The organism is Amycolatopsis sp. NPDC114478 (assembly GCF_055633805.1).
The window spans coordinates 214926-237030 of record NZ_JBVKDO010000017.1 but is presented as its reverse complement, the minus strand read 5'-3'; the positions used below and the strand labels follow the sequence as shown (position 1 = coordinate 237030).

Annotated in this window: 28 protein-coding genes; 16 read left to right on the top strand and 12 right to left on the bottom strand. The window is 71.0% G+C overall.

Annotation, left to right across the window (positions count from 1 at the left end):
- Position 1: 1 nt before the first annotated feature.
- Together ACZ7OH_RS37565 and ACZ7OH_RS37560 are read left to right on the top strand one after the other, a co-directional pair.
- Complete coding sequence (locus tag ACZ7OH_RS37565; RefSeq protein WP_470285208.1) at positions 2-580, top strand: GNAT family N-acetyltransferase; 579 nt, start codon at positions 2-4, stop codon at positions 578-580.
- 53 nt (positions 581-633) lie between these two features.
- Complete coding sequence (locus tag ACZ7OH_RS37560; protein WP_470285207.1) at positions 634-1431, top strand: hypothetical protein; 798 nt, start codon at positions 634-636, stop codon at positions 1429-1431.
- Here the strand turns inward: ACZ7OH_RS37560 and ACZ7OH_RS37555 are convergent.
- Genes ACZ7OH_RS37555 through ACZ7OH_RS37540 form a run of 4 tightly spaced genes read right to left on the bottom strand, consistent with a single transcriptional unit; the run spans position 1410 to position 4264 of the window.
- Complete coding sequence (locus ACZ7OH_RS37555; protein WP_470285206.1) at positions 1410-2633, bottom strand: serine hydrolase domain-containing protein; 1224 nt, start codon at positions 2631-2633, stop codon at positions 1410-1412. The two genes, ACZ7OH_RS37560 and ACZ7OH_RS37555, sit on opposite strands and share 22 nt — an antisense overlap.
- Before the next feature lie 9 nt (positions 2634-2642).
- Complete coding sequence (locus tag ACZ7OH_RS37550; protein WP_470285205.1) at positions 2643-3455, bottom strand: siderophore-interacting protein; 813 nt, start codon at positions 3453-3455, stop codon at positions 2643-2645.
- Positions 3456-3488: 33 nt separating this feature from the next.
- Positions 3489-3905 carry a hypothetical protein gene (locus ACZ7OH_RS37545; protein WP_470285204.1) on the bottom strand — a complete coding sequence of 139 codons (417 nt, stop codon included), beginning with the start codon at positions 3903-3905 and terminating at the stop codon, positions 3489-3491.
- A complete protein-coding gene (locus tag ACZ7OH_RS37540) occupies positions 3854-4264 on the bottom strand; it encodes an SgcJ/EcaC family oxidoreductase (RefSeq protein ID WP_470285203.1) in 411 nt (136 codons plus the stop codon). The genes ACZ7OH_RS37545 and ACZ7OH_RS37540 overlap by 52 nt, the downstream gene beginning before the upstream one ends.
- An 80-nt stretch (positions 4265-4344) precedes the next feature.
- Between ACZ7OH_RS37540 and ACZ7OH_RS37535 the strand changes: the two genes are divergently transcribed.
- Positions 4345-5049 carry a TetR/AcrR family transcriptional regulator gene (locus tag ACZ7OH_RS37535; RefSeq protein ID WP_470285202.1) on the top strand — a complete coding sequence of 235 codons (705 nt, stop codon included), beginning with the start codon at positions 4345-4347 and terminating at the stop codon, positions 5047-5049.
- Here ACZ7OH_RS37535 and ACZ7OH_RS37530 read toward each other — a convergent pair.
- From ACZ7OH_RS37530 to ACZ7OH_RS37520, 3 genes are read right to left on the bottom strand one after another with little or no spacing between them, the layout of a single operon-like run.
- Entirely contained in the window at positions 5046-5966 is a 921-nt protein-coding gene (locus ACZ7OH_RS37530) for an NADP-dependent oxidoreductase (protein ID WP_470285201.1), read from the bottom strand. The two genes, ACZ7OH_RS37535 and ACZ7OH_RS37530, sit on opposite strands and share 4 nt — an antisense overlap.
- A 60-nt stretch (positions 5967-6026) precedes the next feature.
- Entirely contained in the window at positions 6027-7226 is a 1200-nt protein-coding gene (gene hemW, locus ACZ7OH_RS37525; RefSeq protein WP_470285200.1) for a radical SAM family heme chaperone HemW, read from the bottom strand.
- Between the two features lie 14 nt (positions 7227-7240).
- Positions 7241-7657 (bottom strand): VOC family protein, encoded by a 417-nt coding sequence (locus tag ACZ7OH_RS37520; protein ID WP_470285199.1) that lies wholly within the window; start codon positions 7655-7657, stop codon positions 7241-7243.
- A 76-nt stretch (positions 7658-7733) separates the two neighbouring features.
- On the opposite strand from ACZ7OH_RS37520, the gene ACZ7OH_RS37515 reads away from it, so the two are divergent.
- From ACZ7OH_RS37515 to ACZ7OH_RS37470, 10 genes are all read left to right on the top strand, one after another.
- Positions 7734-8309 carry a TetR/AcrR family transcriptional regulator gene (locus tag ACZ7OH_RS37515; RefSeq protein ID WP_470285198.1) on the top strand — a complete coding sequence of 192 codons (576 nt, stop codon included), beginning with the start codon at positions 7734-7736 and terminating at the stop codon, positions 8307-8309.
- Between the two features lie 13 nt (positions 8310-8322).
- The gene (locus ACZ7OH_RS37510; protein WP_470285197.1) at positions 8323-8457 is read left to right on the top strand and encodes a putative leader peptide; all 135 of its coding nucleotides are present in this window, start codon (positions 8323-8325) and stop codon (positions 8455-8457) included.
- A gap of 106 nt (positions 8458-8563) precedes the next feature.
- The gene (locus ACZ7OH_RS37505) at positions 8564-10252 is read left to right on the top strand and encodes a nitrite/sulfite reductase (RefSeq protein ID WP_470285196.1); all 1689 of its coding nucleotides are present in this window, start codon (positions 8564-8566) and stop codon (positions 10250-10252) included.
- A complete protein-coding gene (locus ACZ7OH_RS37500; RefSeq protein WP_400876472.1) occupies positions 10249-10398 on the top strand; it encodes an eL43 family ribosomal protein in 150 nt (49 codons plus the stop codon). Before ACZ7OH_RS37505 ends, ACZ7OH_RS37500 begins: the two co-directional genes overlap by 4 nt.
- Positions 10395-11090 carry a phosphoadenylyl-sulfate reductase gene (locus tag ACZ7OH_RS37495; protein WP_470285195.1) on the top strand — a complete coding sequence of 232 codons (696 nt, stop codon included), beginning with the start codon at positions 10395-10397 and terminating at the stop codon, positions 11088-11090. Before ACZ7OH_RS37500 ends, ACZ7OH_RS37495 begins: the two co-directional genes overlap by 4 nt.
- Before the next feature lie 11 nt (positions 11091-11101).
- A complete protein-coding gene (gene cysD / locus ACZ7OH_RS37490) occupies positions 11102-12022 on the top strand; it encodes a sulfate adenylyltransferase subunit CysD (RefSeq protein WP_400904547.1) in 921 nt (306 codons plus the stop codon).
- A complete protein-coding gene (locus tag ACZ7OH_RS37485) occupies positions 12022-13284 on the top strand; it encodes a sulfate adenylyltransferase subunit 1 (RefSeq protein ID WP_470285194.1) in 1263 nt (420 codons plus the stop codon). The genes cysD and ACZ7OH_RS37485 overlap by 1 nt, the downstream gene beginning before the upstream one ends.
- Positions 13281-14030, top strand: coding sequence for a sirohydrochlorin chelatase (locus ACZ7OH_RS37480; RefSeq protein ID WP_470285193.1), 750 nt, complete (start codon positions 13281-13283; stop codon positions 14028-14030). The genes ACZ7OH_RS37485 and ACZ7OH_RS37480 overlap by 4 nt, the downstream gene beginning before the upstream one ends.
- A 428-nt stretch (positions 14031-14458) precedes the next feature.
- Complete coding sequence (locus ACZ7OH_RS37475; protein ID WP_470285192.1) at positions 14459-15088, top strand: cyclase; 630 nt, start codon at positions 14459-14461, stop codon at positions 15086-15088.
- Between the two features lie 85 nt (positions 15089-15173).
- Positions 15174-15941, top strand: a complete 768-nt coding sequence (locus ACZ7OH_RS37470; protein ID WP_470285191.1) for an enoyl-CoA hydratase family protein — start codon at positions 15174-15176, stop codon at positions 15939-15941.
- A 46-nt stretch (positions 15942-15987) separates the two neighbouring features.
- Here ACZ7OH_RS37470 and ACZ7OH_RS37465 read toward each other — a convergent pair whose 3' ends face one another.
- The 4 genes from ACZ7OH_RS37465 to ACZ7OH_RS37450 all read right to left on the bottom strand — a co-directional run bounded on the left by ACZ7OH_RS37465 (position 15988) and on the right by ACZ7OH_RS37450 (position 17313).
- Positions 15988-16149, bottom strand: coding sequence for a hypothetical protein (locus ACZ7OH_RS37465; RefSeq protein ID WP_470285190.1), 162 nt, complete (start codon positions 16147-16149; stop codon positions 15988-15990).
- A gap of 119 nt (positions 16150-16268) precedes the next feature.
- The gene (locus ACZ7OH_RS37460) at positions 16269-16637 is read right to left on the bottom strand and encodes a barstar family protein (RefSeq protein ID WP_470285189.1); all 369 of its coding nucleotides are present in this window, start codon (positions 16635-16637) and stop codon (positions 16269-16271) included.
- The gene (locus ACZ7OH_RS37455; protein ID WP_470285188.1) at positions 16634-17098 is read right to left on the bottom strand and encodes a guanyl-specific ribonuclease; all 465 of its coding nucleotides are present in this window, start codon (positions 17096-17098) and stop codon (positions 16634-16636) included. Before ACZ7OH_RS37455 ends, ACZ7OH_RS37460 begins: the two co-directional genes overlap by 4 nt.
- 11 nt (positions 17099-17109) lie before the next feature.
- The gene (locus ACZ7OH_RS37450; protein ID WP_086676857.1) at positions 17110-17313 is read right to left on the bottom strand and encodes a hypothetical protein; all 204 of its coding nucleotides are present in this window, start codon (positions 17311-17313) and stop codon (positions 17110-17112) included.
- Between the two features lie 59 nt (positions 17314-17372).
- On the opposite strand from ACZ7OH_RS37450, the gene ACZ7OH_RS37445 reads away from it, so the two are divergent.
- The 3 genes from ACZ7OH_RS37445 (at position 17373) to ACZ7OH_RS37435 (ending at position 21049) form a co-directional block, all read left to right on the top strand.
- Positions 17373-18338, top strand: a complete 966-nt coding sequence (locus ACZ7OH_RS37445) for a quinone oxidoreductase family protein (RefSeq protein ID WP_470285187.1) — start codon at positions 17373-17375, stop codon at positions 18336-18338.
- A 137-nt stretch (positions 18339-18475) separates the two neighbouring features.
- Complete coding sequence (locus tag ACZ7OH_RS37440; protein WP_470285186.1) at positions 18476-19519, top strand: alpha/beta fold hydrolase; 1044 nt, start codon at positions 18476-18478, stop codon at positions 19517-19519.
- 93 nt (positions 19520-19612) lie between these two features.
- Entirely contained in the window at positions 19613-21049 is a 1437-nt protein-coding gene (locus ACZ7OH_RS37435) for an amino acid permease (protein ID WP_470285185.1), read from the top strand.
- Here ACZ7OH_RS37435 and ACZ7OH_RS37430 read toward each other — a convergent pair.
- Positions 21046-22095 (bottom strand): NAD(P)H-dependent flavin oxidoreductase, encoded by a 1050-nt coding sequence (locus tag ACZ7OH_RS37430; RefSeq protein ID WP_470285184.1) that lies wholly within the window; start codon positions 22093-22095, stop codon positions 21046-21048. The genes ACZ7OH_RS37435 and ACZ7OH_RS37430 overlap by 4 nt on opposite strands.
- Positions 22096-22105 lie beyond the last annotated feature (10 nt).

Here is a 22105-nt window from a genome sequence, read left to right as displayed (position 1 = left end):
GGTGACGGAACCGCCGAAGGGATTCGACCGCACGCTCCTCCTGCGCGACGGCCGCCGGGTGCGCGTCCGTCCGCTGACCCCGCAGGACGCGCCGGAGCTGGGCGAAGCGATCCGCACGGCCGACCCGGAGACGCTCCGCCGCCGTTTCTGCGGTTCGGCGCCGAGGGTGACACCCCGCCTGTTGGAGCGGCTGACGGTGCTGGACTACGAGCGCCGGTTCGCCCTGGTGGCCCGTTCGCTGGAGGGCCCGGGAGTGGCGGTCGCCCGCTACGAGGCAACGGGCCGGCGGATGGCGGAGGTGGCGATAGCGGTGGCCCCGGCGTGGCGCCGGGTGGGGTTGGCATCGGCGCTGCTGCACATGCTGGGGCTGGCAGCGCTGGAGCGCGGGTTCGAGAGGTTCACGGCGGTGTACTCGGCGGACAACCGCCCGGTGGCGGAGCTGCTGGACTACGCCCGGGGGCGTCGGGTGATCGCGGAGGGAGTGGCGGAGGCGGAAGTCCAGCTTCGGGACCACCCGGAGGCTCCGCCCGGGGTGGCGAGGGCGGAGCGGAGTTTTTCCTTTTTCAAGCCGAGTCCGTAACAGACCGGTCGTCCGCACACCTCGTTCCCGCACAGAACGGCGACCGGCATGGAGTGATCCCCGAGTTCACCGCCGACGTGGGCACGAAGCGGGGCGAGAAGATCGACCACGCGATCGTGCATGACGGCCAAGTGCAGGTGCTGTCGAGACCAAGAAGATCAACGACCCGCTCCGGCTCGAGCACGCCTGCCAGCTCGGTCATCAGCGCCGCCGGCGAGCTCAAGTACATCGGGCAGCTGAAGCGCATCCTCGCCGCCCAGTTCAAGGAACCCGAAGACGAGTGGGTCAAGTTCCTGACCACGCGGGTGTACGAAGGACCGTTCACGCAAAAGGTCCGGGAGCAGTTCGGCCCGCTGGTGGCCAAGGCGGCGGGCCAGTTCCTGAACGAGCAGGTCAACGACCGGCTGAAGAACGCGCTCGGCGGACCCGACTCCTACGTCAGCGTCTCGGGCGGCAGCACCGCGCAACCCGAGCAGCCGCAGCCCCAGCCGGCCGTCGAGGCGGACGACGCCGAGCGCGTGGTCACGACCGAGGAGGAGCTCGAGGGCTTCCGGATCGTCCGCGCGATCGTGTGTGCCGAGGTGCCCGCCGCCCGGATCGCCGCGCGGGACACCCAGACCTACTTCGGCGTCCTCCTGGACGACAACAACCGCAAGCCGATCGCCCGGCTGTGGTTCAACCGGTCGAAGAAGTACCTCGGCGTGTTCGACGAGAACAAGGTCGAGACCCGGCTGCCGATCACGGCGGTCGAGGACATCTACCAGCACGCGGACCACCTGCGCCGCACGGTGGCGAGGTACCTCACCACCGTGCGGCCGCCGGAACCCGCTCAGTCCACCAGCGCCTGGTAAACCAGCTGCCGCAACTGGGACCGCAACCGGTAAGTGCTCGACGGCAACAGCTGCGTGTAGAACCCGACCGTCAGATCCTCATCCGGATCCACCCAAAACGCCGTCGAAGCGGCCCCGCCCCAGGCGAACTCCCCTGCCGACGACAACGTTCGCGCCTTCACCGGGTCCTCCAGCACCGAGAACCCCAGCCCGAACCCGTGGCCGTCGAACGGCATCTCCGCGAACAACGGCCGCCCGTACTCCTCCAGGTCCACGTGACCCGGCAGGTGGTTCGACGCCATCAGCGACACCGTTCGCGGGGACAGCAGCCGGACGTCGTCCAGCGCTCCGCCGCGCAGCAGCATCTCCGTGAACCGCCAGTAATCCGCGGCCGACGACACCAACCCGCCGCCTCCGGACAGGCAGTCCGGGCGGGATGTCCCCAGCCGGCCGAACGCGTCGTTGCGCACCAGGCCGTCCGCTGAAGGCACGTACAACGCAGCCAGCCGAGAAGGAGACGAAGCCACGAAACCCGTGTCCGTCATGCCCAACGGCGTGAAGATCCGTGACGCGAAGAACTCGTCCAAGGCCTGCCCCGAAACCACCTCGACGAGCCGCCCCAGGACGTCCGTCGCCACCGAGTAGTTCCACTCCGCTCCCGGCTGGAACACCAGCGGCAACGACGCCCACCGCTCGGAACACGCCGCCAGGTCCAGACCCGGCGGCGTCCCCCACTCGAACCCCGCCGAGCGGTAGATCGCGTCCACCGGGTGGCCGTGGTGGAAGCCGTACGTCAGGCCCGCCGTGTGCGTCAGCAGGTGCCACACCCGGATCGGCGAGCGCGCCGGCTCGGTCAGGGGCGACAACGCGGACCCCTTGACGTACACCCGCGGCGACGCGAACTCCGGCAGCCACCGCGAAACCGGGTCGTCCAGCTCCAGCAGGCCCTCTTCGGCGAGCATCATCGCCGCGACCGACGTGATCGGCTTCGTCATCGAGAAGATCCGCCACAGCGTGTCGGTCTCCACGGGCTTGCCGGCTTCGACGTCGCTGTACCCGCCGCTACCGACGTGCAGGATCCGGCCGTGCCGGCTCACCACCGCGAGCCAGCCCGGCAACCGTCCGTCCTCGACGTACCGGTCGAAGTGCGCGTCGATGCGGGACAGCCGGTCCGCGTCGAACCCCGCTTCGGCCGGGTCGACGTCCACCTTGAGATTCGCCATGCGGCGAGGCTACTTCTCGCGCGCCCGTTCGGCCGCCTTCTCTTCGCGCCACGCTTCGTCGTCCTTGCCAACGCGCCAATACCCGGAGATGGACAGCAGCTCGCGCCGCACCCCGCGCTCGTCGAGCAGGTAGCGCCGCAGGTCGCGGACGAACCCCGCCTCGCCGTGCACGAACGCCTGGACGACGCCGTCGCGCCACGGCAGCTCCCGCACCGCCGCGGCGACGTCGCCGCCGGACGACCGGTGCAGCCACGTGATCTGCGCGTCGGCCTTCGTGACCAGCGCCTGCTCCTCGTCGGCGTTCTCGACCAGGATCACGGCGTGCGCCGGGACGCCCGCCGGGAGCGCCTCGAGCGACGCCGCGATCGCGGGCAGCGCGCTTTCGTCGCCGGCCAGCAGGTGCCAGTCCGCCTCGTCGCCCGGCGCGTACGCACCGCCGGGACCGGACAACAGCAGCTCGTCCCCCACCCGGGCCGACGCCGCCCACGGGCCGGCGATGCCCTCGTCCCCGTGGTGGACGAAGTCGAGGACCAGCTCGCCGGCTTGCGGGTCGAACGCCCGGACCGTGTACGAGCGCATCCGCGGCCAGTGCTCCCGAGGCAGCGTCGCCCGGCACTCCTGGACGTCGAACGGCTCGGGGTACTCGACGCCCGGCACCTTGAACAGCACCTTCACGTAGGCGTCGGTGAACGCGTTGGGCGTGAAATCGGCGATTCCGTCGCCGCCCGCGACGATCCGGATCATGTGCGGGGTCAGCCGCTCGGTGCGCAGCACGCGCAGTTTCACCGCGGGCCGTCCGGACCGCCGGGGTGCTTCGGCCATCGGCCAACTCCTCGCTCAGCTACTAAGGCTTACCTAAGCAACCGTACGCGCAGGTTCGGGCTCGTGGCCATCGGGTCGCCCCAGTTCTTCGAGCATCCGGGCAAAACCGGCAGCCGTTTTCGCCCGGAAGCCGAGGAAGAACCGGTTGGCGAGCGGGACGCCCCAACGTCCCCAGCTGGCCGCGTTGACCACGCGGTGCTCGACGCGCGAGCCGCCCGGATCGGGCGTGACGCGGTACTCGCCGCGATACCACCAGCCACCCTGGATCGCGAGGAACCCGCGCCCGGCGTCGGCCTCCGTCCGCATCGGGTAGCCGCCCCCGGTCACGCGGCGCCGCAGCGCCTCGAACACCTCCGCGGGCGGTCGGGCGACGACCCCGGACGCCTCCGCAAGCGTTTTCACCCGCGCGGATCCGAGACGCGCGTGTTCTGGAACGCCGTGATCAGCCACCCGCCGTCCTCTTGGACGAGCACGAAGCTGACCGTCGACTCGCGGCCTTCGTCGGTGGTGTCCGCGCCGGCGACCGACGAGCCGCCGCCGGCGACGACCACGGCGACATCGGGGCGGACGAACCGCACCTTCGCCGACGCGCCGAGCTGCCCGGTCAGTTTGGAGCCCTTCAGCGGCCCCTCGAAGAGAGCGCGGTGCGAGCTTTCGATCGCCTCCCGGCCCGGGAAGTTCAGCCCGAAGAACGTCACGTAGTCCGCGTCTTCGGTGAAGAGCCGGCCGTACGCGGTCGCGTCGCCGTCGTTCCAGGCTTCGGTGAGCCGCCCGAGCACGGCCCGGACTTCGGTCTCCGCGGTAGTCATGAGATCCCCTTACGAACGCTGTTCGTTCTACGAACACCGTTCTACATACGAACGCTGTTCGCGTCAAGTACAGTGTTCGCGTGACCGTTCCTCCACCGCCGTGGCGCAGCGCTCCACGCCGTCGCGCCGCGAAACCCGCGCTCTCCCAGGACCTCGTCGTGAAGACGGCGCTGGAAATCCTGGCGAAGGAGGGCCTGGACGCGGTCACCATGCGACGGGTCGCGCAGGAGCTGGAGACGGGACCGGCGTCGCTCTACGCGCACGTGGCCAACAAGGACGAGCTGGCGGAGCTGATGCTCGACGCCGTGCTCGCCGAAGCGCCGATCCCCGACCCGGACCCGGCGAGCTGGGACGACCAGGTCAAGGAGCTGGTCCGCGGCCAGATCCGGGTGATGGTCGCGCACCCCGGGATCGCCCGCGTGGCGTGGGACATCGCCGTGCCGGTCACGCCGAGCTCGCTGCGGCAGGGCGAGGCGATGCTGGCCCTGCTGCGCGCGGGCGGCCTGACGCTGAAGCAAGCGGCCTTCGCGGGTGACGCCCTCGCGCTCTACGCCAAGGCGTACGCCTACGAAGCGAGCAGCTGGACCTGGGGCGAAATCGACGAAGCCGAGACCGCGAAGCGCGGCGAGCAGATGGTCGCGTACATGCGCTCACTGCCCGCCGACGCGTTCCCGAACATGCTGCGGATCGGCGAGTTCCTGTCCGGCGAGACGGCGACCGAACGCTTGGAGTTCGCCCTCGACGTCTACCTCGCCGGCCTGAAGGTCCTGGCGGCGAAGAACTAGGGCCGCAGGACGATCTTGCCGCGCGTGTGCCGCCGCTCCAGGTCGCGGTAGGCCTCGCGCACCTCGTCCAGCGGGTAGACGGCCGCGATCGGCACCTCGAGCAATCCCTTGCCCACCAGCAGGCTCAGCTCGCGCAGCACCTCGGCCGACGACGCCGCCGACGAGCCGTCGGCCTTCACGTTGTACTTTTCCGCCGCCGCGAAGTCGATGATCGTGTTGATCCGCCCGGGGTGGATCCCCAGGTGCAGCGCCAGATCGACGTAGCCGGAGCCGAACGTGTCGACGAACGCGTGCACGCCGCCCGGAGCCGCTTGCTTGATCCGCTCGAGCACGCCGTCGCCGTAGGACACCGGGATGACGCCCAGCTCGTGCAGCCACGCGTGGTTCGCGGGACCGGCCAGGCCGATCACCGTGGCGCCGGACAGCAGCGCCAGCTGGACGGCCAGCGAGCCGACCCCGCCGGCCGCACCCGAAACGACGACCGTCTCGCCCTCGCGCGGGCACACCGCGGCGGTCGCGGCGTAGGCGGTCACGCCGGCGACGAACAGCGCGCCCGCGGCTTCCCACGAGACCCCGTCCGGCTTCGGCGTGAGGTTCGCAGCCTCCGCCACGACGTACTCCGCGTGGCTCGACCGCGTGTCCACCCAGCCGATCACCTCGTCGCCGACGGCGATCTCCTCGACGCCTTCGCCGAGTTCCGCGACGACGCCCGCGAAGTCACTGCCCTGGCCGGACGGGAACGTCGCCGGGAAGCGGTCGTGCAGGAAGCCCTGCCGGATCGCGGCCTCGCCCGGGTTGATCCCGGCGGCGCGGACCTCGACGAGCACCTGCCCCCGGCCCGGTGCCGGCCGCGGCACGTCCTCGACCCGGAGGACCTCCACGTCGCCGTACTCGTCGAACCTGATCGCGCGCGCCATGGGGCCTCCTAAGTCGTTGCTCGATACAAGCAACGACCGGGCGCCCGGTTTTAATTCCCGTCAGCCCGCCAGGCGCCGGACGACGCCGTCGGCCAGCAGCCGGCCGCGGTCGGTCAGCACCGCGCGGCCGCGGGAGTCCAAAGCGGACGGATCGAGCAGGCCCTCGGCCGCGGCGGCGCGGGCTTCGGCGAGCCCCGGCTCGTCGAGGACGTCCAGCGGAAGTCCTTCCGCGACGCGCAGTTCGAGCATGATCCGCTCGAGGTGCTGGTCGTCGTCGGTGAGCACTTCGAGGCCGCCGGCGGGCGAGTCGCCGTCGGCGAGCAACGCCGCGTAACGCGCCGGGTGCTTGACGTTCCACCAGCGCACGCCGCCGACGTGGCTGTGCGCGCCCGGACCGGCGCCCCACCAGTCGTCGCCGCGCCAGTAGCCGAGGTTGTGGCGGCAGCGGGCGGCGTCGGAGGCCGCCCAGTTCGACACCTCGTACCAGCGCAACCCGGCCGCCGACAGCGTCGCGTCGATCATTTCGTAGTCCGCGGCCAGCACGTCGTCGTCCGGTGCGGGCAGCTCGCCGCGGCGGACGCGGCGGGCCAGCGCCGTGCCCTCCTCGACGATCAGCGCGTACGCCGAGACGTGGTCGACCCCGGCGGCCAGCACGGCGTCGAGCGTGGCGAGCAGGTCGTCGGGACGCTCACCCGGCGTGCCGTAGATCACATCGAGGTTCACGTGGTCGAACCCGGCCGCGCGCGCCTCGGCCGCGGCCTGCCCCGGCCGGCCCGGCGTGTGCACGCGGTCGAGGATCTTGAGCACGTGCGGCGCGGCCGACTGCATGCCGAGCGAGACGCGTGTGTAGCCGGCTTCGCGGATGCCGGCGAAGAACTCCGGCGACGTCGACTCCGGGTTCGACTCCGTCGTCACCTCGGCGCCCGGAGCGAGCCCGAAGACGTCGCGGACGGCGTCGAGCACCGAGGCGAGCCCTTCGGCGCCCAGCAGCGACGGCGTGCCGCCGCCGACGAACACGGTGTCGGCGGCGGGCGGCACGACCAGCACCTTCGCGGCGAGCTCCAGCTCGCGTCGCAGCCCGTCGAGCCAGGACTGCGGCGACGAGCCGGAGTCCAGCTCGCCCGCGGTGTAGGTGTTGAAGTCGCAGTAGCCGCAGCGCGTCGCGCAGAACGGGACGTGCACGTAGACCCCGAACGGCCGGCTGCCGACGCCCTTGAGCGCGCTTTCGGGCAGCGTGAGGTCGGTCGGGGAATCGGGCATTCCCCGATTGTCCCCTACCGAGCCGGGGTGTTCGCCGCCGCCCACTCCGGGTCGACGGGGATCATCTCGATGACGTCCAGCAGCACGCCGTTCGGATCGGCGACGTAGAAGTGCCGCTGCCCCCAGACCTCGTCGACGACCGGCGTGACCGGTTCCACACCCGCCTCGGTGAGCCGCTTCGCCTCCGCGGCCGCGTCCTCGACGACGAGCCCGAACATCAGCCCGGTCGTGTCCGCGACCCGGTAGCCCGCCGGCACCGACTCGTGCCCGCGCTGGACGAAGCTGATCTCGTAGCCGGGCGCGCCGGCGTTGACGCTGGCGAACCAGTCCAGCTCGACCGTGACCGGCAGCCCGATCACATCCGCGTAGAAGCGGGTGGTCGCGGCGACGTCGTCGACCAGGTACCCCGCCCCGAAACCCTTGACCTGCATCCTCGGATCCCCTCTTCAAACCACTATGGCTGTAGTACTCTAAGCGTAGTGGTTTGAATCAAGCAAGGAGATTTCCGTGCGGCAGAACACCGAACGGCGGACGGCCCTGACCGACGCGGCCATCGAAGTACTGGCCCGCGACGGCGCGCGGGGGCTCACCTACCGGGCGGTGGACACCGAGGCCGGCGTGCCGCCGGGGACGACGTCGAACTACTTCCGCGACCGCGACCGGCTGCTGGCCGAGGCCGGGGAACGCGTGCACGTCCGGCTGTCGGCGCCGGAGGAGGTCATGACCGATCCGCGCGCCGAAGAGCCGTCGACCGCCCGGGTCGCCGCGCTGCTCGGCGACCTGATGACCCGGCTGACCACCCGCCGCAGCTCCTACCTCGCGCTGCTCGAACTGCGCCTCGAAGCGAACCGGCGGCCAGATCTGGCGGCGGCGCTGACCGCGACCGTGCGGGAGAGCTTCGACCTCAGCGCCGGCTTCCACGAAGCCGCCGGGCTGCCCGGCGGACGCGACGACGTCCTGCTGCTCTATCTGGCCCTGACCGGCCTGACCGTCGAGCGGTTGACATTGCCCGACGCCTTCTCCGAGTACTCGGACGCGCAGGTCGTGCGGCTGCTGGTCGACCGCATTCTCCCAGGCGAGTGACCCTTCTCCCACCATGCGGGCAGGCCTGGACCACATATTGGACACGTGGCACGCTGACGCCGTGACTCATGCCGGTGTTCTCCTCGTGGCGCGCCGCCACGTCGACCTCCTGCGGGTCGCCAGCGCCCTCTGCGTACCCGTTCGCTGACTGCCGTCGCCACCACCTGCCACGAATTCTGGACAGCCGGCGCCGGAGGCCACCCGCGAGCCGGTGGTCCTCCGCTGCCACGAAAAGCCTCTCGGAGGACGCCGCCATGGCCACGCCCCAGACCCCCGCCCGCCCCGCGCGCGTCAAGCAGAAGCGCGGTGAAGGGCAGTGGGCGCTCGGTTACCGGGAGCCGCTGAACCCGAACGAGCGGTCGAAGAAGGACGACCACCCGCTCAACGTGCGGGCGCGGATCGAGAACATCTACGCCCACCGCGGGTTCGACGCCATCGACCCGGGTGACCTGCGCGGCCGGTTCCGCTGGTTCGGCCTCTACACCCAGCGCAAGCCGGGCATCGACGGCGGCCGCACCGCGACGCTGGAGCCCGAAGAGCTCGACGACCGCTACTTCATGCTGCGCGTCCGGCTCGACGGCGGCGCGCTGACCACCGGGCAGCTCACCGTGCTCGGCGAGATCTCACAGGCCTACGCGCGCGACACCGCCGACATCACCGACCGGCAGAACATCCAGTACCACTGGATCCGGATCGAGGACGTCCCGACGATCTGGCAGAAGCTCGAGAACGCCGGCATGACCACGATGGAGGCCTGCGGCGACAGCCCGCGCGTCATCCTCGGCTCGCCGGTCGCGGGCATCGCGGCGGACGAGGTCCTCGACGGCACCCCGGCCATCGAGGAGATCAAGCGCCGCTACATCGGCAAGCCCGAGTTCGCGAACCTGCCGCGCAAGTTCAAGACCGCGATCTCCGGCCAGCCCGACGTCGCGCACGAGATCCACGACGTCGCGTTCGTCGGCGTCGACCACCCCGAGCACGGCCCCGGCTTCGACGTCTGGGTCGGCGGCGGGCTGTCGACCAACCCGATGCTGGGCCAGCGCCTCGGTGCGTGGGTGCCGCTGGACGAGGTGCCGGACGTCTGGGAAGGCGTCATCTCGATCTTCCGCGACTACGGCTACCGGCGGCTGCGCTCCCGGGCCCGGATCAAGTTCCTGGTCAAGGACTGGGGTGCGGAGAAGTTCCGCCAGGTGCTGCAGGACGAATACCTCAAGCGCGAGCTGATCGACGGCCCGCCGCCGGTCGACCCGGCGGTGCCGATCGACCACGTCGGCGTGCACCCGCAGGTCGACGGCAAGTTCTACGTGGGCGCGGCACCGATCGCCGGCCGCGTTTCCGGCGGCACGCTGGTCGCCGTGGCCAAGGCCGCCGAGCGGGCCGGGTCCGGCCGGGTCCGGCTCACCCCGCAGCAGAAGCTCGTCGTGCTCGACGTCCCGGAGGAGCAGCTCGGGACGCTCCAGGCGGAGCTGGCCGAGCTGGGGCTGGAGACGAAGCCGTCGCCGTGGCGGCGCAGCGTCATGGCGTGCACCGGGCTCGAGTTCTGCAAGCTCGCCATCGTCGAGACGAAGGCCCGCGCGCAGCAGCTCGTCGCGGACCTGGAGAAGTCCCTCGCGGACATCCAGGACGGCCTCGACACGCCGGTCACCGTGCACCTCAACGGCTGCCCCAACTCCTGCGCGCGGATCCAGACCGCCGACATCGGCCTCAAGGGCCAGATCGTCACCGACGCCGACGGCAACCAGGTCGAGGGCTTCCAGGTGCACCTGGGCGGCGGGCTCGGCCTCGACGCCGGGTTCGGCCGGAAGCTGCGCGGCCACAAGGTGACCTCGGGCGAGCTGACCGGGTACGTCGAGCGCGTCGTCCGCAACTACGTCGCCGGGCGCGAACCCGGCGAGCGGTTCCCGCAGTGGGCAGCGCGCGCCGAGGAAAGTGCCCTCCAGTGACCGAGCGCGCGACGCCGTACTACTGCCCCTACTGCGGCGACGAGGATCTGCGGCCGGAAGAGAACGGCGGCTGGCTGTGTTCCGCCTGTCGCCGGGTCTTCTCGGTCAAGTTCCTCGGACTGTCCCTTCCGGAGGTGTCCCGATGACCGCCACTGCCGACTACAAGACCCTCGCCGAGCGCGCGTCGAAAGAACTCGCCGACGCGACCGCCGACGAGGCGATCCGCTGGACCGTCGAGACGTTCGGCGACGACTTCATCGTCGCGTCCAACATGCAGGACGCCGTCCTGATCGACCTCGCCACCAAGGTGAAGTCCGATGTGGACATCCTGTTCCTGGAGACGGGCTACCACTTCCCGGAGACGATCGGCACGCGCGATGCCGTCCAGACCGTCTACCCGGACGTGAAGATCGTCAACGCGCAGGCCGAGCAGAGCGTCGCCGAGCAGGACGCGCAGTACGGCGCGAAGCTGCACGACCGCGACCCGACGCTGTGCTGCAACCTGCGGAAAGTCGTGCCGCTGCGCAAGACCCTGGCGAACTACTCGGCGTGGATCACCGGCGTCCGCCGGGTCGACGCGCCGACCCGCGCGAACACCCCGATCGTCACCTGGGACGACCGCAACGGCCTGGTGAAGGTCAACCCCATCGCGGCGTGGACCGACGAGGAGTTCAACGGCTACATACGCGAGCACGGGATCCTCGAGAACCCGCTGGTCTCGATCGGCTATCTGTCGATCGGCTGCGCCCCCTGCACGGCTCGGGTGGAGCCGGGGCAGGACCCGCGCAGCGGCCGGTGGGCGGGTCAGTCGAAGACCGAGTGCGGACTGCACGGCTGAGGAAGGGACGCATGACGACCTTGGAGCCCGCGACCGATGCGGCACAGGACAACCTGGCCGCTCTCGAGTCCGAAGCCATCCACATCTTCCGGGAGGTGGCGGGCGAGTTCGACCGGCCGGTGATCCTCTTCTCCGGCGGCAAGGACTCGACGCTGCTGCTGCACCTGGCGATCAAGGCCTTCTGGCCGGCGCCGGTGCCGTTCCCGCTGCTGCACGTCGACACCGGGCACAACTTCGACGAGGTCATCGAGTTCCGCGACCGCGTCGTCGAGCGCCACGGCCTGCGCCTGGTCGTCGCGAAGGTCCAGGACTGGATCGACGACGGGCGCCTGGAAGAGCGCGCCGACGGGATGCGCAACCCGCTGCAGACCACGCCGCTCTTGGACACCATCTCCGAGAACAAGTTCGACGCCGTGTTCGGCGGCGGCCGCCGCGACGAGGAGCGCGCCCGGGCCAAGGAGCGGATCTTCAGCCTCCGCAACGCTTTCGGCCAGTGGGAGCCCCGCCGGCAGCGGCCCGAGCTGTGGAACCTCTACAACGGCCGGCACCGCCCGGGCGAGCAGGTCCGCGTCTTCCCGCTGTCCAACTGGACCGAGGCCGACGTCTGGAACTACATCGCCCGCGAGAAGGTCGAGCTGCCGTCGATCTACTACGCGCACCGGCGCGAGGTCTACCTGCGCGACGGGATGCTGCTGGCCGAGGGTCCGTGGGGCGGCCCGCGTCCGGGTGAAGAGGTGCGCGAGCTGACCGTCCGCTACCGGACCGTCGGCGACGGGTCGTGCACCGGGGCGATCGAATCCACCGCCACCACCGTCGAGGACGTCATCGCCGAGGTGTCGGCCTCGCGGCTGACCGAGCGGGGCGCCACCCGCGCCGACGACCGGATGTCCGAGGCGGCCATGGAAGACCGCAAGCGTGAGGGATACTTCTGATGAGCTCGCTTCTTCGCTTGGCCACCGCCGGCAGCGTCGACGACGGCAAGTCCACTTTGGTCGGCAGGCTGCTCTACGACACGAAGTCGGTGCTCGCCGACCAGCTCGACGCCGTCACGCGCGCGTCCGTCGACAAGGGACTGTCCACTCCGGACCTTTCGCTGCTCGTCGACGGCCTGCGCTCGGAGCGCGAGCAGGGCATCACCATCGACGTCGCGTACCGGTACTTCGCCACGCCCAAGCGGTCGTTCGTGCTGGCCGACACGCCGGGGCACGTGCAGTACACGCGCAACACGGTGACCGGCGCGTCCACCGCGCAGCTGGCGGTGCTGCTGGTTGACGCGCGCAAGGGCGTGATCGAGCAGACCCGGCGGCACGCGGCCGTGCTGGCCCTGCTGGGCGTGCCGCAGCTCGTGCTGGCGGTGAACAAGATCGACCTGGTCGACTACGACGAAGCGACGTTCACCGTAATCGCCGAGGAGTTCGCCGCGCACGCGCTCTCGCTGGGCTACGCGCGCGGTTCGGTGCTCGCGATCCCCGTGTCCGCGCTGGAAGGCGACAACGTCGCGACGCGCTCGGAGCGGACGCCGTGGTACTCCGGCCCGAGCCTGCTGGAGCACCTGGAGGACGTGCCGGTCGCGCCCGACCCGCACGACTCGGCGCTGCGGTTCCCGGTGCAGTACGTGATCCGCCCGCGCACGCCCGAGTACCCGGACTACCGCGGCTACGCGGGCCAGATCGCCGCGGGCACGGTGCGTCCCGGTGACGAGATCGTCGTGCTGCCGCAAGGCATCCGCAGCCGCGTCGAGCGCATCGACACCGCCGACGGCCCGTTGGACGAGGCCGGCCCCGGGACGTCGGTGACGCTGCTGCTCGCCGACGACATCGACATCTCCCGCGGCGACCTGATCGCGGCCGCGGAGGCACCGCCGCGGATCACCGACGAGATCACCGGCACGCTGTGCTGGCTGTCCTCGAAGCCGCTGAAGGAAGGCGCGCGCGTGCTGGTCAAGCACGGCACCCGCACGGTCCAGGCGCTGGTCGGCGAGTTGCACGCGCGGTTCGACGAGCAGACGTTGTCGAGCGTGGACTCACCCGCGTCGCTGGAGCTCAACGACATCGGCCGCGTGACGCTGCGGCTGGCCGAGGAACTGGGCGTCGACGACTACGGCGTCAGCCCGCGCACGGGCGCGTTCCTCGTGATCGACCCGAAGGACGGCGACACGCTGGCCGCGGGCCTGGTGGGTGAGCGCTTCTCGTGACGCCGCCCCTGGTCGCCGTCGCGCACGGCAGTCGCGACCCCCGCTCGGCGGCGACCGTGCGGGCCCTCGTCGACGTCGTGCGCGAGCAGGCACCGGGTCTGCCGGTCCACGAGTCCTTTTTGGACCTTTCGGCGCCGCTCGTCACGGACGTGCTGCGGGAGCTGTACGCCGCCGGCCACCGGGCCGCGGTCGTGGTGCCGTTGCTGCTGGGCAGCGCGTTCCACGCCCGGGTCGACCTGCCGGCGTTGGTCGACCAGATCGTTTCCGAGTGCCCGGGGTTCCGCATCGAGGTGTCGGACGTGCTGGGCGCGGACCCGGCACTGGAAACGGTGGCCCTGGACCGGCTGGCATCCGCACCGCACCGGCGCGGGACGGGCGTGCTGCTGAGCGCGGTCGGCTCGTCGAACGCCTCGGCGAACGCGGTGGTCGCCTCCCTGGCGGCGCGCTGGGAGGAGCGGCTGGGCGTCCCGGTGAGCGAGGCGTTCGCTTCGGCCACCCAGCCGGACATCCCGGCGGCCGCCGACCGGTTGCGGTCACGCGGGGTGCGGCACCTCGTCGTGGCGTCGTGGTTCCTGGCGCCGGGGTTGCTGCCGGACCGGATCGCCCGGCTGGCCCGTGAGGCGGATCCGGGGGCGTTCATCGCGGACCCGCTGGCGGACGATCCCCGCGTCGCCGACGTCGTCATCAGCCGGTACGCCACCGCGGTGAGCGGACTGCTCCGCCAGTACGCCGGGCACGTCCGGTAGGTTTGCGGTCCATTTGTGGACCATCGCCACACTCGTGGTCCGGTCGGCGATGATCAACATGTGCCCTGCTCAGGCGCGGGATACGGCCCGTCGAAACTCGAACCTGCGACCTAGAGAATCGCAGACTCCGTCCGCAAGCCGGGTTGGACAGGGACCTTCCGGCCCCGGCCGCGACGATGGCGCCCGAACCGCTGCGCGCCCGCCGTTTTGTCCTGGCGTTCGGCCCGCTCCAGTGACCCACTGTCGGTAGCGCAAGGCGATCGACCGGAGATCACCACCGCCAAAAGGCGAGACTTATTCACATTTTGCGTCACCCTGCGCGCATGGGAACGGTAAATCCTTGACGCGCTAGTTAACTTGCCGGTAACTATCTAATCGCTGCGCAGCTTTCTCCCTCCCCTCTTGAAACCGCAGGTAGGTGGATACAGATGAAAGCTCTTCACTTTTCCAAGCTGGGTGTTCTGGTCGCGGCCGCCGCCCTTCCCGTCGCGCTCGCCGCTCCGGCTCATGCGGCCACCACCGTCACCTTCGACTGCCAGGCCGACGCCCCGATCGTCGGGCCGCAGCACGTGTCGCTGAACCAGGACACCGATGTCACCGCGCCCGCCACGGTCGCGCCCGGTGGGGCGTTCGACGTCGTCATCGATCCCGCGCCGAACACCGTGCCGAGCGACGTCAGCGGGAACAAGGTCAAGAACATCAACACCTTCGCGCTCAAGTTCCCGATCCCGGCCAACTCCACCTACGTCGGCGCGGACCTGACCGGCGGCTCCGGCCTCGGCTCGACGGCGCCCACCATCGCGGTCGCGAACGGCGTCGCGACACTGAGCTTCCCGGGCCCGATCGCCGGCGGCGCCACCTTCGAGCTGCCGACCGTCACCGCACACCTCACCGCGGGCCAGTCGGGCACGATCGAGACGAAGCTGTCCGGCACCAGCTACAGCGACCCGGGCCTGACGTTCAAGGCGGTGGCGAGCACGATCATCGGCGACCTCACCGCGCCGACGGCCTGCTTCCCCAACCCCAGCCCGGTCTTCACCACGACGACCATCGGCTGACCGGCCGGGCCGCCCCGCGGGTGCGAACCCGCGGGGTGGCCCGCGTAACACCGGCCGCACGCCACGGATGTGCAAGGGTGTCGGCATGGCTGACGAACTGGTGCACTACGACGTGGTGGGCGGCACCGCCACGATCACCCTGGACTCCCCGCACAACCGCAACGCGCTCTCGGCCCAGCTGCGCCGGGAGCTCTCGGAAGCGCTCACCAAGGCCGCTTCGGACGACGCCGTGCGGGTCATCGTGCTCACCCACACGGGTCCGGTGTTCTGCGCCGGGATGGACCTCAAGGAGGCCCGCGGCGCCGGCGCGGGCGACCAGGGCGTGAACGAGTTCCCGAAGATCCTCGAACAGCTGTGGACGAGCCCGAAGCCGGTCGTCGCGCGGCTGGCCGGCCCCGCGCGCGCCGGCGGCATCGGCATGGTCGCCGCGTGCGACATCGCCGTGGCGGTGCCGGAAGCGACGTTCGCCTTCTCGGAGGTCCGCATCGGCGTGGTGCCGGCGGTGATCTCCTTGACGGTCCTGCCGCGGCTGAACCCGCGCGCGGCGCACGAACTGTTCCTCACGGGCGACACGTTCGACGCACGCCGCGCGGTGGAGATCGGCCTGCTGAACTCGGCGACGTCCGACTTGGACGCCGAAGTCGCGCGGTTCGTGAAGGCGCTGGCAGCGGGCGGCCCGAAGGCACTGGCCGAGACGAAGGCGCTGCTGAGCCGCCCCCGCCCGGCCACGCCGTCGGACGGTTTCGACGAAATGCTGGGGCTGTCGGCCAAGTTCTTCGCCAGCGAGGAAGGCCAGGAAGGCATCCTGGCCTTCGCCCAGAAGCGCAAGCCGAACTGGGTCCCGCAGGACTAACCGGTGGCGACGGCCTGCTGGCGCGGAACCAGCGCGAGCAGGCCCGTCACCCCGCGGCGACCACGTACACCGGTGTCAAACCCCCGGCCTGGTAAGCGATCCCGAGCACCGCGACGCCCAGCGTCTGCCCGAACTGACGGGTCGTCGTGAGGATCCCGGCGCGTCCCGGCGGCGCTGCGGCCGCGATCGCCGCGACCACCCCGGTCACGGCCAGACCGATCGGGATCCCGGCACGACCCCGGCGCCCAACAGGACTCGCGGCGGGAACCGGTGCGGGACCTTCCCGAGCAGCGGTGATCCGCACGGTCAAACGCGCGGGGACGCCGCTCAGGCGTCCGGCAGCACGACCGTGAGCCGCCACGAACCGGCGCTGCGGCCGCTCGGCCCGAGCGCGCGCTGCGCGTCCGACAGCACGCTGCGGATCGCCAGGTACGTCTTGGGTTCGGTCTTGCGCAACGCTTCCGAGCCCGGCCAGATCAGCACGTGCTCCCCCGGCGGCAGCCAGGACAGGTCGGTCAGGCAGTCGTACAGCGCGTCGAGGTTGTGGCCGAAGTAGTCCGGAAAGGACAGTGCGTCGGCGAACGCGCTCAGCGTGCTGGCCTTGTCCACGGTCGGCTGCGAGTTCACCAGGTGCGGGTACGCGCCCCTCGCGAAGGCCTCTTCAGCGGCGGCCTTCGCCTGCTCCGAGGCGCTCATCGGGCCGGGTCCACGACGACGAACGACGCGTAGTGGTCGCCGGTGTAGTACAGCTCGTGCGCCTGCCCCGTGATCAGCCGCCGCGCGCCGCGGTCGGCGCTGCCCGGCGTCTTCACGGTGTACTCGTGGTAGTAGCCGGACTTCTTGCCGGGCAACCGCTTCTCGCGGTTGTCGAACACGACGTCGTCGTTGCGCGGGTACGGGTACGGTCCGCCCTTTTCGATCAGCTTCCACGTGTCGGAAGCCTGCGGGGGAAGGGTCGAGAGCGGCTTGACCGGCAGCCCGGAGTCGGCCCCCGGCACGGCCGCGCCACCCTTGGCCGGCGCGCTCGCCGAGGAGCTGGGCGAAGTGCCCGGGGACGCCGGGGAGCCGTTGCTGACGACGTCCTTGACCAGCCAGCCCCCCAGCACCAGCACGAGGAGCCCGATCAGCGCGGCGGTGATCCGCCTTCGGTTGAACATGGTGCGCCAGCCTAGGACGGGGTGTCGGAGCGGTCGTCGTCACGCCCCGGAGCGAGCCTGCGGGCGAAGAGCCCGACGAGCTTGTCGAGCACCCACGCGGCGGCCAGGCACAGCGGTACGACGACCACCATGACCAGCACGAACTGGACCGGGAACCACGCTTGGGCGAGCCACAGCTCGACCCCGTCCCACCAGTCGGCAAGCCCGTTGAACACGGTGTGAGCCTACGCGCGCCCTGCTGCCCCCGCGCTTCCGGGGAGGTACGTTGCGAGGCATGTTCGCCGTGTACGCGCAGGAACCCAACGCCGAAAGCCCACTGGACTCGCTCGTCGTGGGCGAGCGACCCGAACCCGAAGTGCCGGACGGCTGGGTCCGCGTGCACGTCAAGGCGGCCAGCCTCAACATGCACGACCTCTGGACCCTGCGCGGGGTCGGCATCAAGCCCGAGCAGTTCCCGATGATCCTCGGCTGCGACGGCGCGGGGACCCTCGACGACGGCTCCGAGGTCGTCGTCCACTCCGTGATCAACGCGCCGGGCTGGCAGGGTGACGACACCCTCGACCCGAAGCGGACGCTGCTCACCGAGAAGCACCAGGGCACCTTCGCCGACCAGGTGGTCGTCCCGGCCCGCAACGTCGTCCCGAAGCCCGAGACGCTCAGCTTCGCCGAGGCCGCGACCATGGGCACGGCCTGGCTGACCGCCTACCGGATGCTCTTCGTGAAGTCCGGGCTGCGGCCGGGCCAGACGATGCTCGTGCAGGGCGCCTCCGGCGGCGTCTCGACGGCGCTGGTCCAGCTCGGCCGCGCGGCCGGGTTCCGGGTCTGGGTGACCGGCCGCTCCGAGGAGAAGCGCGCGCTCGCGTCGAGCCTCGGCGCGCACCAGACGTTCGAGTCGGGCGCGCGGCTGCCCGAGCGCGTCGACGCCGTCTTCGAGACCGTCGGCAAGGCGACCTGGTCACACTCGGTGAAATCGCTCAAGCCGGGCGGGATCATCGTCGTCTCCGGCTCGACCAGCGGCCCGGACGCGAACGCGGAGCTGCAGCGCGTCTTCTTCCTCCAGCTGCGCGTCGCCGGCTCGACCATGGGCACCCGCGACGAGCTCGCGGACCTGCTCGCCTACCTCGACCTGACCGGGGTGCGGCCGCAGATCGGCGCCGAACTGCCGTTCACCGAGGCCCCTAAGGGGTTCCAGGCGATGCTCGACGGCGACACCGCCGGCAAGATCGTCTTCACCCGCTAGACCACCGCTGAGCTGGGCGGATCGACTTGTTCCGCCCGGCTCGGCATCCGGTGAATCTCTAACGTACTCAGTTCGAGACCTGGTCGTTAGCACCTCAATTCGACCAAAACCCAATGGTCGCAAGGTAATCTTGAGGTATGACCGCAACGAAGCGGCCCGCCTCGGCTGGACCGGGCGGCCGGTCCAGCAGCGACCCGGACCCGATCCGGGTCTCCTTCCGGCGCTACGCCGGTGTCCGCACCCGCGTCCTGGAGGTCGGCGAAGCCGCTCCGGACCCGGAGCTCCCCCGTCGTTCCCTGCGTCGCCGGGCGGCGACGCCGCACGTCAAGCCCGCCGCGCCGCGGCTGGTGCTGCTGCACGGCTACTGCGACAGCGCCGACACCTGGCGCCCCGCCCTGGAGCAGCTCGCGGCCGCCGGGATCCCGGCGGTCGCGGTCGATCTGCCCGGGTTCGGCGACGCGCAGCCGCTGCGGCCCGGCCCGATGCTGCCCCAGCTCGACGCGTTCACCACCGCCGTCGTCCGCGAGCAGGCCGTGCTCGGCTCGGTCGTGCTGGCCGGGAACTCCCTAGGCGGCACGATGAGCCTGCGCGCGGCCCAGAACAGCCGGCTGCCGATCTCCGGCGTCGTGTCGATCGCCGCGCCCGGGTTCGTCGACTCGTGGCTGATCCGCGCGGTCGCGCGCTACCCGCTGCCGCTGCGGCTGTATTCGGCGCTGCCGGTCCCGGTCCCGGGGTTCCTGGTGCGCAAGGTCGCCGAGCAGGTCGTCCCGCGGCTGCTGTACGCCGACTCGAGCGTCGCCGACGCCGTGCAGGTGCAGCGCTTCACCGCGCTGTTCCCCGACTACCGCTCGACCAAGAGCCGCCTCGAGCAGGCCCGGCAGCTGGTCGCGGAGCTCGCCGACGCCTACCGGCTCGAGTCGGTGAAGGTGCCGCTGCTGGTCGTCGCGTGCGGCAAGGACAAGCTCGTCACCGCGGCGTCCGGGCGGCAGCTGCACACGCTGGTGCCGCACAGCAGGCTGCTCGTCCGCGAGGACTGGGGGCACTGCCCGCAGCTGGACGACCCGGTGGAGATCGCCGAGCTGCTCACCTACTTCGCGGCGGGCGCGGTCCGGACCACCCAGGCCAAGCGCGCCGCGGCGACGGCGACGGCGGCCGTGAGCGAGGACACCGCGGCGGGCTGAGCGGCTCACACTGTCTTCACGCGGAGTTGGCGGTAGGTTCCGGCGTTGGGCCCGTGATCCGGGCCCGTCCACCGCGATGTTCGGGAGACGATGATGTCCGCTCCAGGCCTGGGCTCCAGCTCCGGCATCTTCCGGCGCAAGCCGATCGACCAGATCCAGGACACCTCGGAAAGTGGTGGCCTGAACCGCACCCTGGGCTTGTGGCAGCTGACCGCCATCGGCATCGGCGGCATCATCGGCGCCGGGATCTTCGCTCTCGCCGGCAGCGTCGCCCACGGCGACGACTCGGCGGGTATCCCCGGCGTCGGCCCGGCCGTGCTGATCTCGTTCCTCATCGCCGGCGTCGCGAGCGCCGCGGCCGCGTTCTCCTACGCCGAGTTCGCGGGCTTGATCCCGAAGGCCGGCTCGGCCTACACCTACGGCTACGCGGTGCTCGGCGAGGTCGTCGGCTGGTTCATCGGCTGGGACCTGCTGCTCGAGTACACCGCGATCGTGTCGGTGGTGGCGATCGGCATCTCCGGCTACTTCAGCTTCCTGCTCGGCCAGCTCGGCCTCGACCTGCCCGCGTGGATGCTGGGAGCACCCGGCACCGGGCCGGGCCACAAGGTCGACCTCTTCGCCGCGCTGCTGTGCCTGCTGATCGCGTACCTGCTCAACCGCGGCATCCGCAGCGCCGCCCGGTTCGAGACGGCGATGGTCGGGATCAAGGTCCTGATCGTGCTGGTGGTCATCCTGGTCGGCTTCTTCTACGTCAAGACCGGCAACTACACGCCGTTCGCCCCGGCCGGCTTCGGCGGCGCGGTGACCGGCGCGGCCACGGTGTTCTTCGCGGTCTTCGGTTATGACGCCATGAGCACCGCGGCCGAGGAGTCCAAGGACGCGCAACGGCACATGCCGAAGGCGATCCTCTACTCGCTGGCCATCTCGATGGTGCTGTACGTGCTGGCGTGCCTGGTGCTGACGGGCATGCAGAAGTACACCGAGATCGACCCGAAGAGCGGCTTCTCGACGGCGTTCAAGTCGGTCGGCCTGTCCGGGCTGGCCACGGTGATCGCGATCGGCGCCATCATCGGCATCCTCACCGTCCTGTTCACGTTCCTGATGGGCGCCACCCGCGTCGGCTACTCGATGAGCCGCGACGGCCTGCTCCCGCCGTGGTTCGGCAAGACGAACCCGAAGCGCCAGGTGCCCAGCCGGATGACGTGGATCCTCGGCGGCGCGTCGGCGATCATCGCCGGCGTGCTCCCGATCGGCGAGGCCGCGGAGCTGACGAACATCGGCATCCTGCTGGCGTTCGTCGTGGTCTGCGTCGCGGTGATCGTGCTGCGCTACAAGCAGCCGGACCTGCCGCGGACGTTCAAGACGCCGGGCATGCCGGTGGTCCCGGCGATCGGCGTCGTGTTCTCGATCTGGCTGATCACGTTCCTGCAGCCGGCGACCTGGATCCGGTTCGCGGTCTGGTTCGCCATCGGCATGGTGATCTACTTCCTCTACAGCCGGCGGCACTCGCTCCTGAACCGCGAGCGCTAGCGGATCCGGTCGAGGCGGGCGGCGGCGTCGCGCGCCTCGACCTTCAGCCGCTCGAGGATGACGGCGGCCGACGCGTCGTAGGCGAGCGGGTACGTCTGGCCCGCCCACAGCGAGATCGCTTCCGGGTCACCGGCCTTCGCCGACGCCTTGCGCACCGGGCCCGCGAGGTTGTTGAGCTGCGGGTACGCCGCCGGCGCGCCGTCGGACAGCGCGTCCATGAACTTGTTGACCAGCCCGCGCGCCGGGCGTCCGCTGAAGGCGCGGGTGAACGCCGTCTCGCGCTCGGCGACCGCGAGCGCCTTGCGGTGGGCCTCGGACGTCCCGGCCTCGTCCGCACGCAGGAAGATCGTGCCCAGCTGGGCGGCGGCCGCCCCGGCGGCGAGCACCGCGGCGACGTCCGCGCCGTGGACCAGGCCACCGGCGGCGATCAGCGGCAGGTCGACGCGGGCGGCGACCAGGCGCAGCAGCGCGAGGACGCCGTATTCGGCACCGCCGCCGGGCAGGTGGGCGTCGTCGGTGAACAGGCTCCGGTGCCCGCCGGCTTCGAAGCCCTGGACGACGAGGGCGTCGGCGCCGAGGTCGGCGGCCCGCTGCGCGGCCTCCGGCGTGGTCACGGTGACGACGACCTTGCTGCCGACCTCCTTGAGGCGCACCACGTCCGACGGCGTCGGTGGCCCGAAGGTGAACGACACCACGGGAACGCGCTGCTCGAGGACGACGTCCAGCTTGGCGGGGTAGGCGTCGTCGTCCCACTTCGGTTCGCCCAGCTCGACGTCGTAATCGCGGGCGAAGGCTTCGAGTCGTTCGCGGTAGGCGGAGACGTCCGCGCCGGTGTCCGGCTGCGGGACGAAGAGGTTGACGCCGAAGGGGTGGCCGGTCACCTCCCGGACGCGGTCGATCTGCGAGGCGAGCGCCGAGGGCGTGAGCATGCCGGCGCTCAGGAAGCCGAAGCCGCCGGCCTCGGTGACCGCGGCGACCAGCTCAGGCGTGGTCGGGCCGCCCGCCATCGGCGCGGCGATGACCGGGAACGTCAGCTCGTCGAACATGCCACCGAGC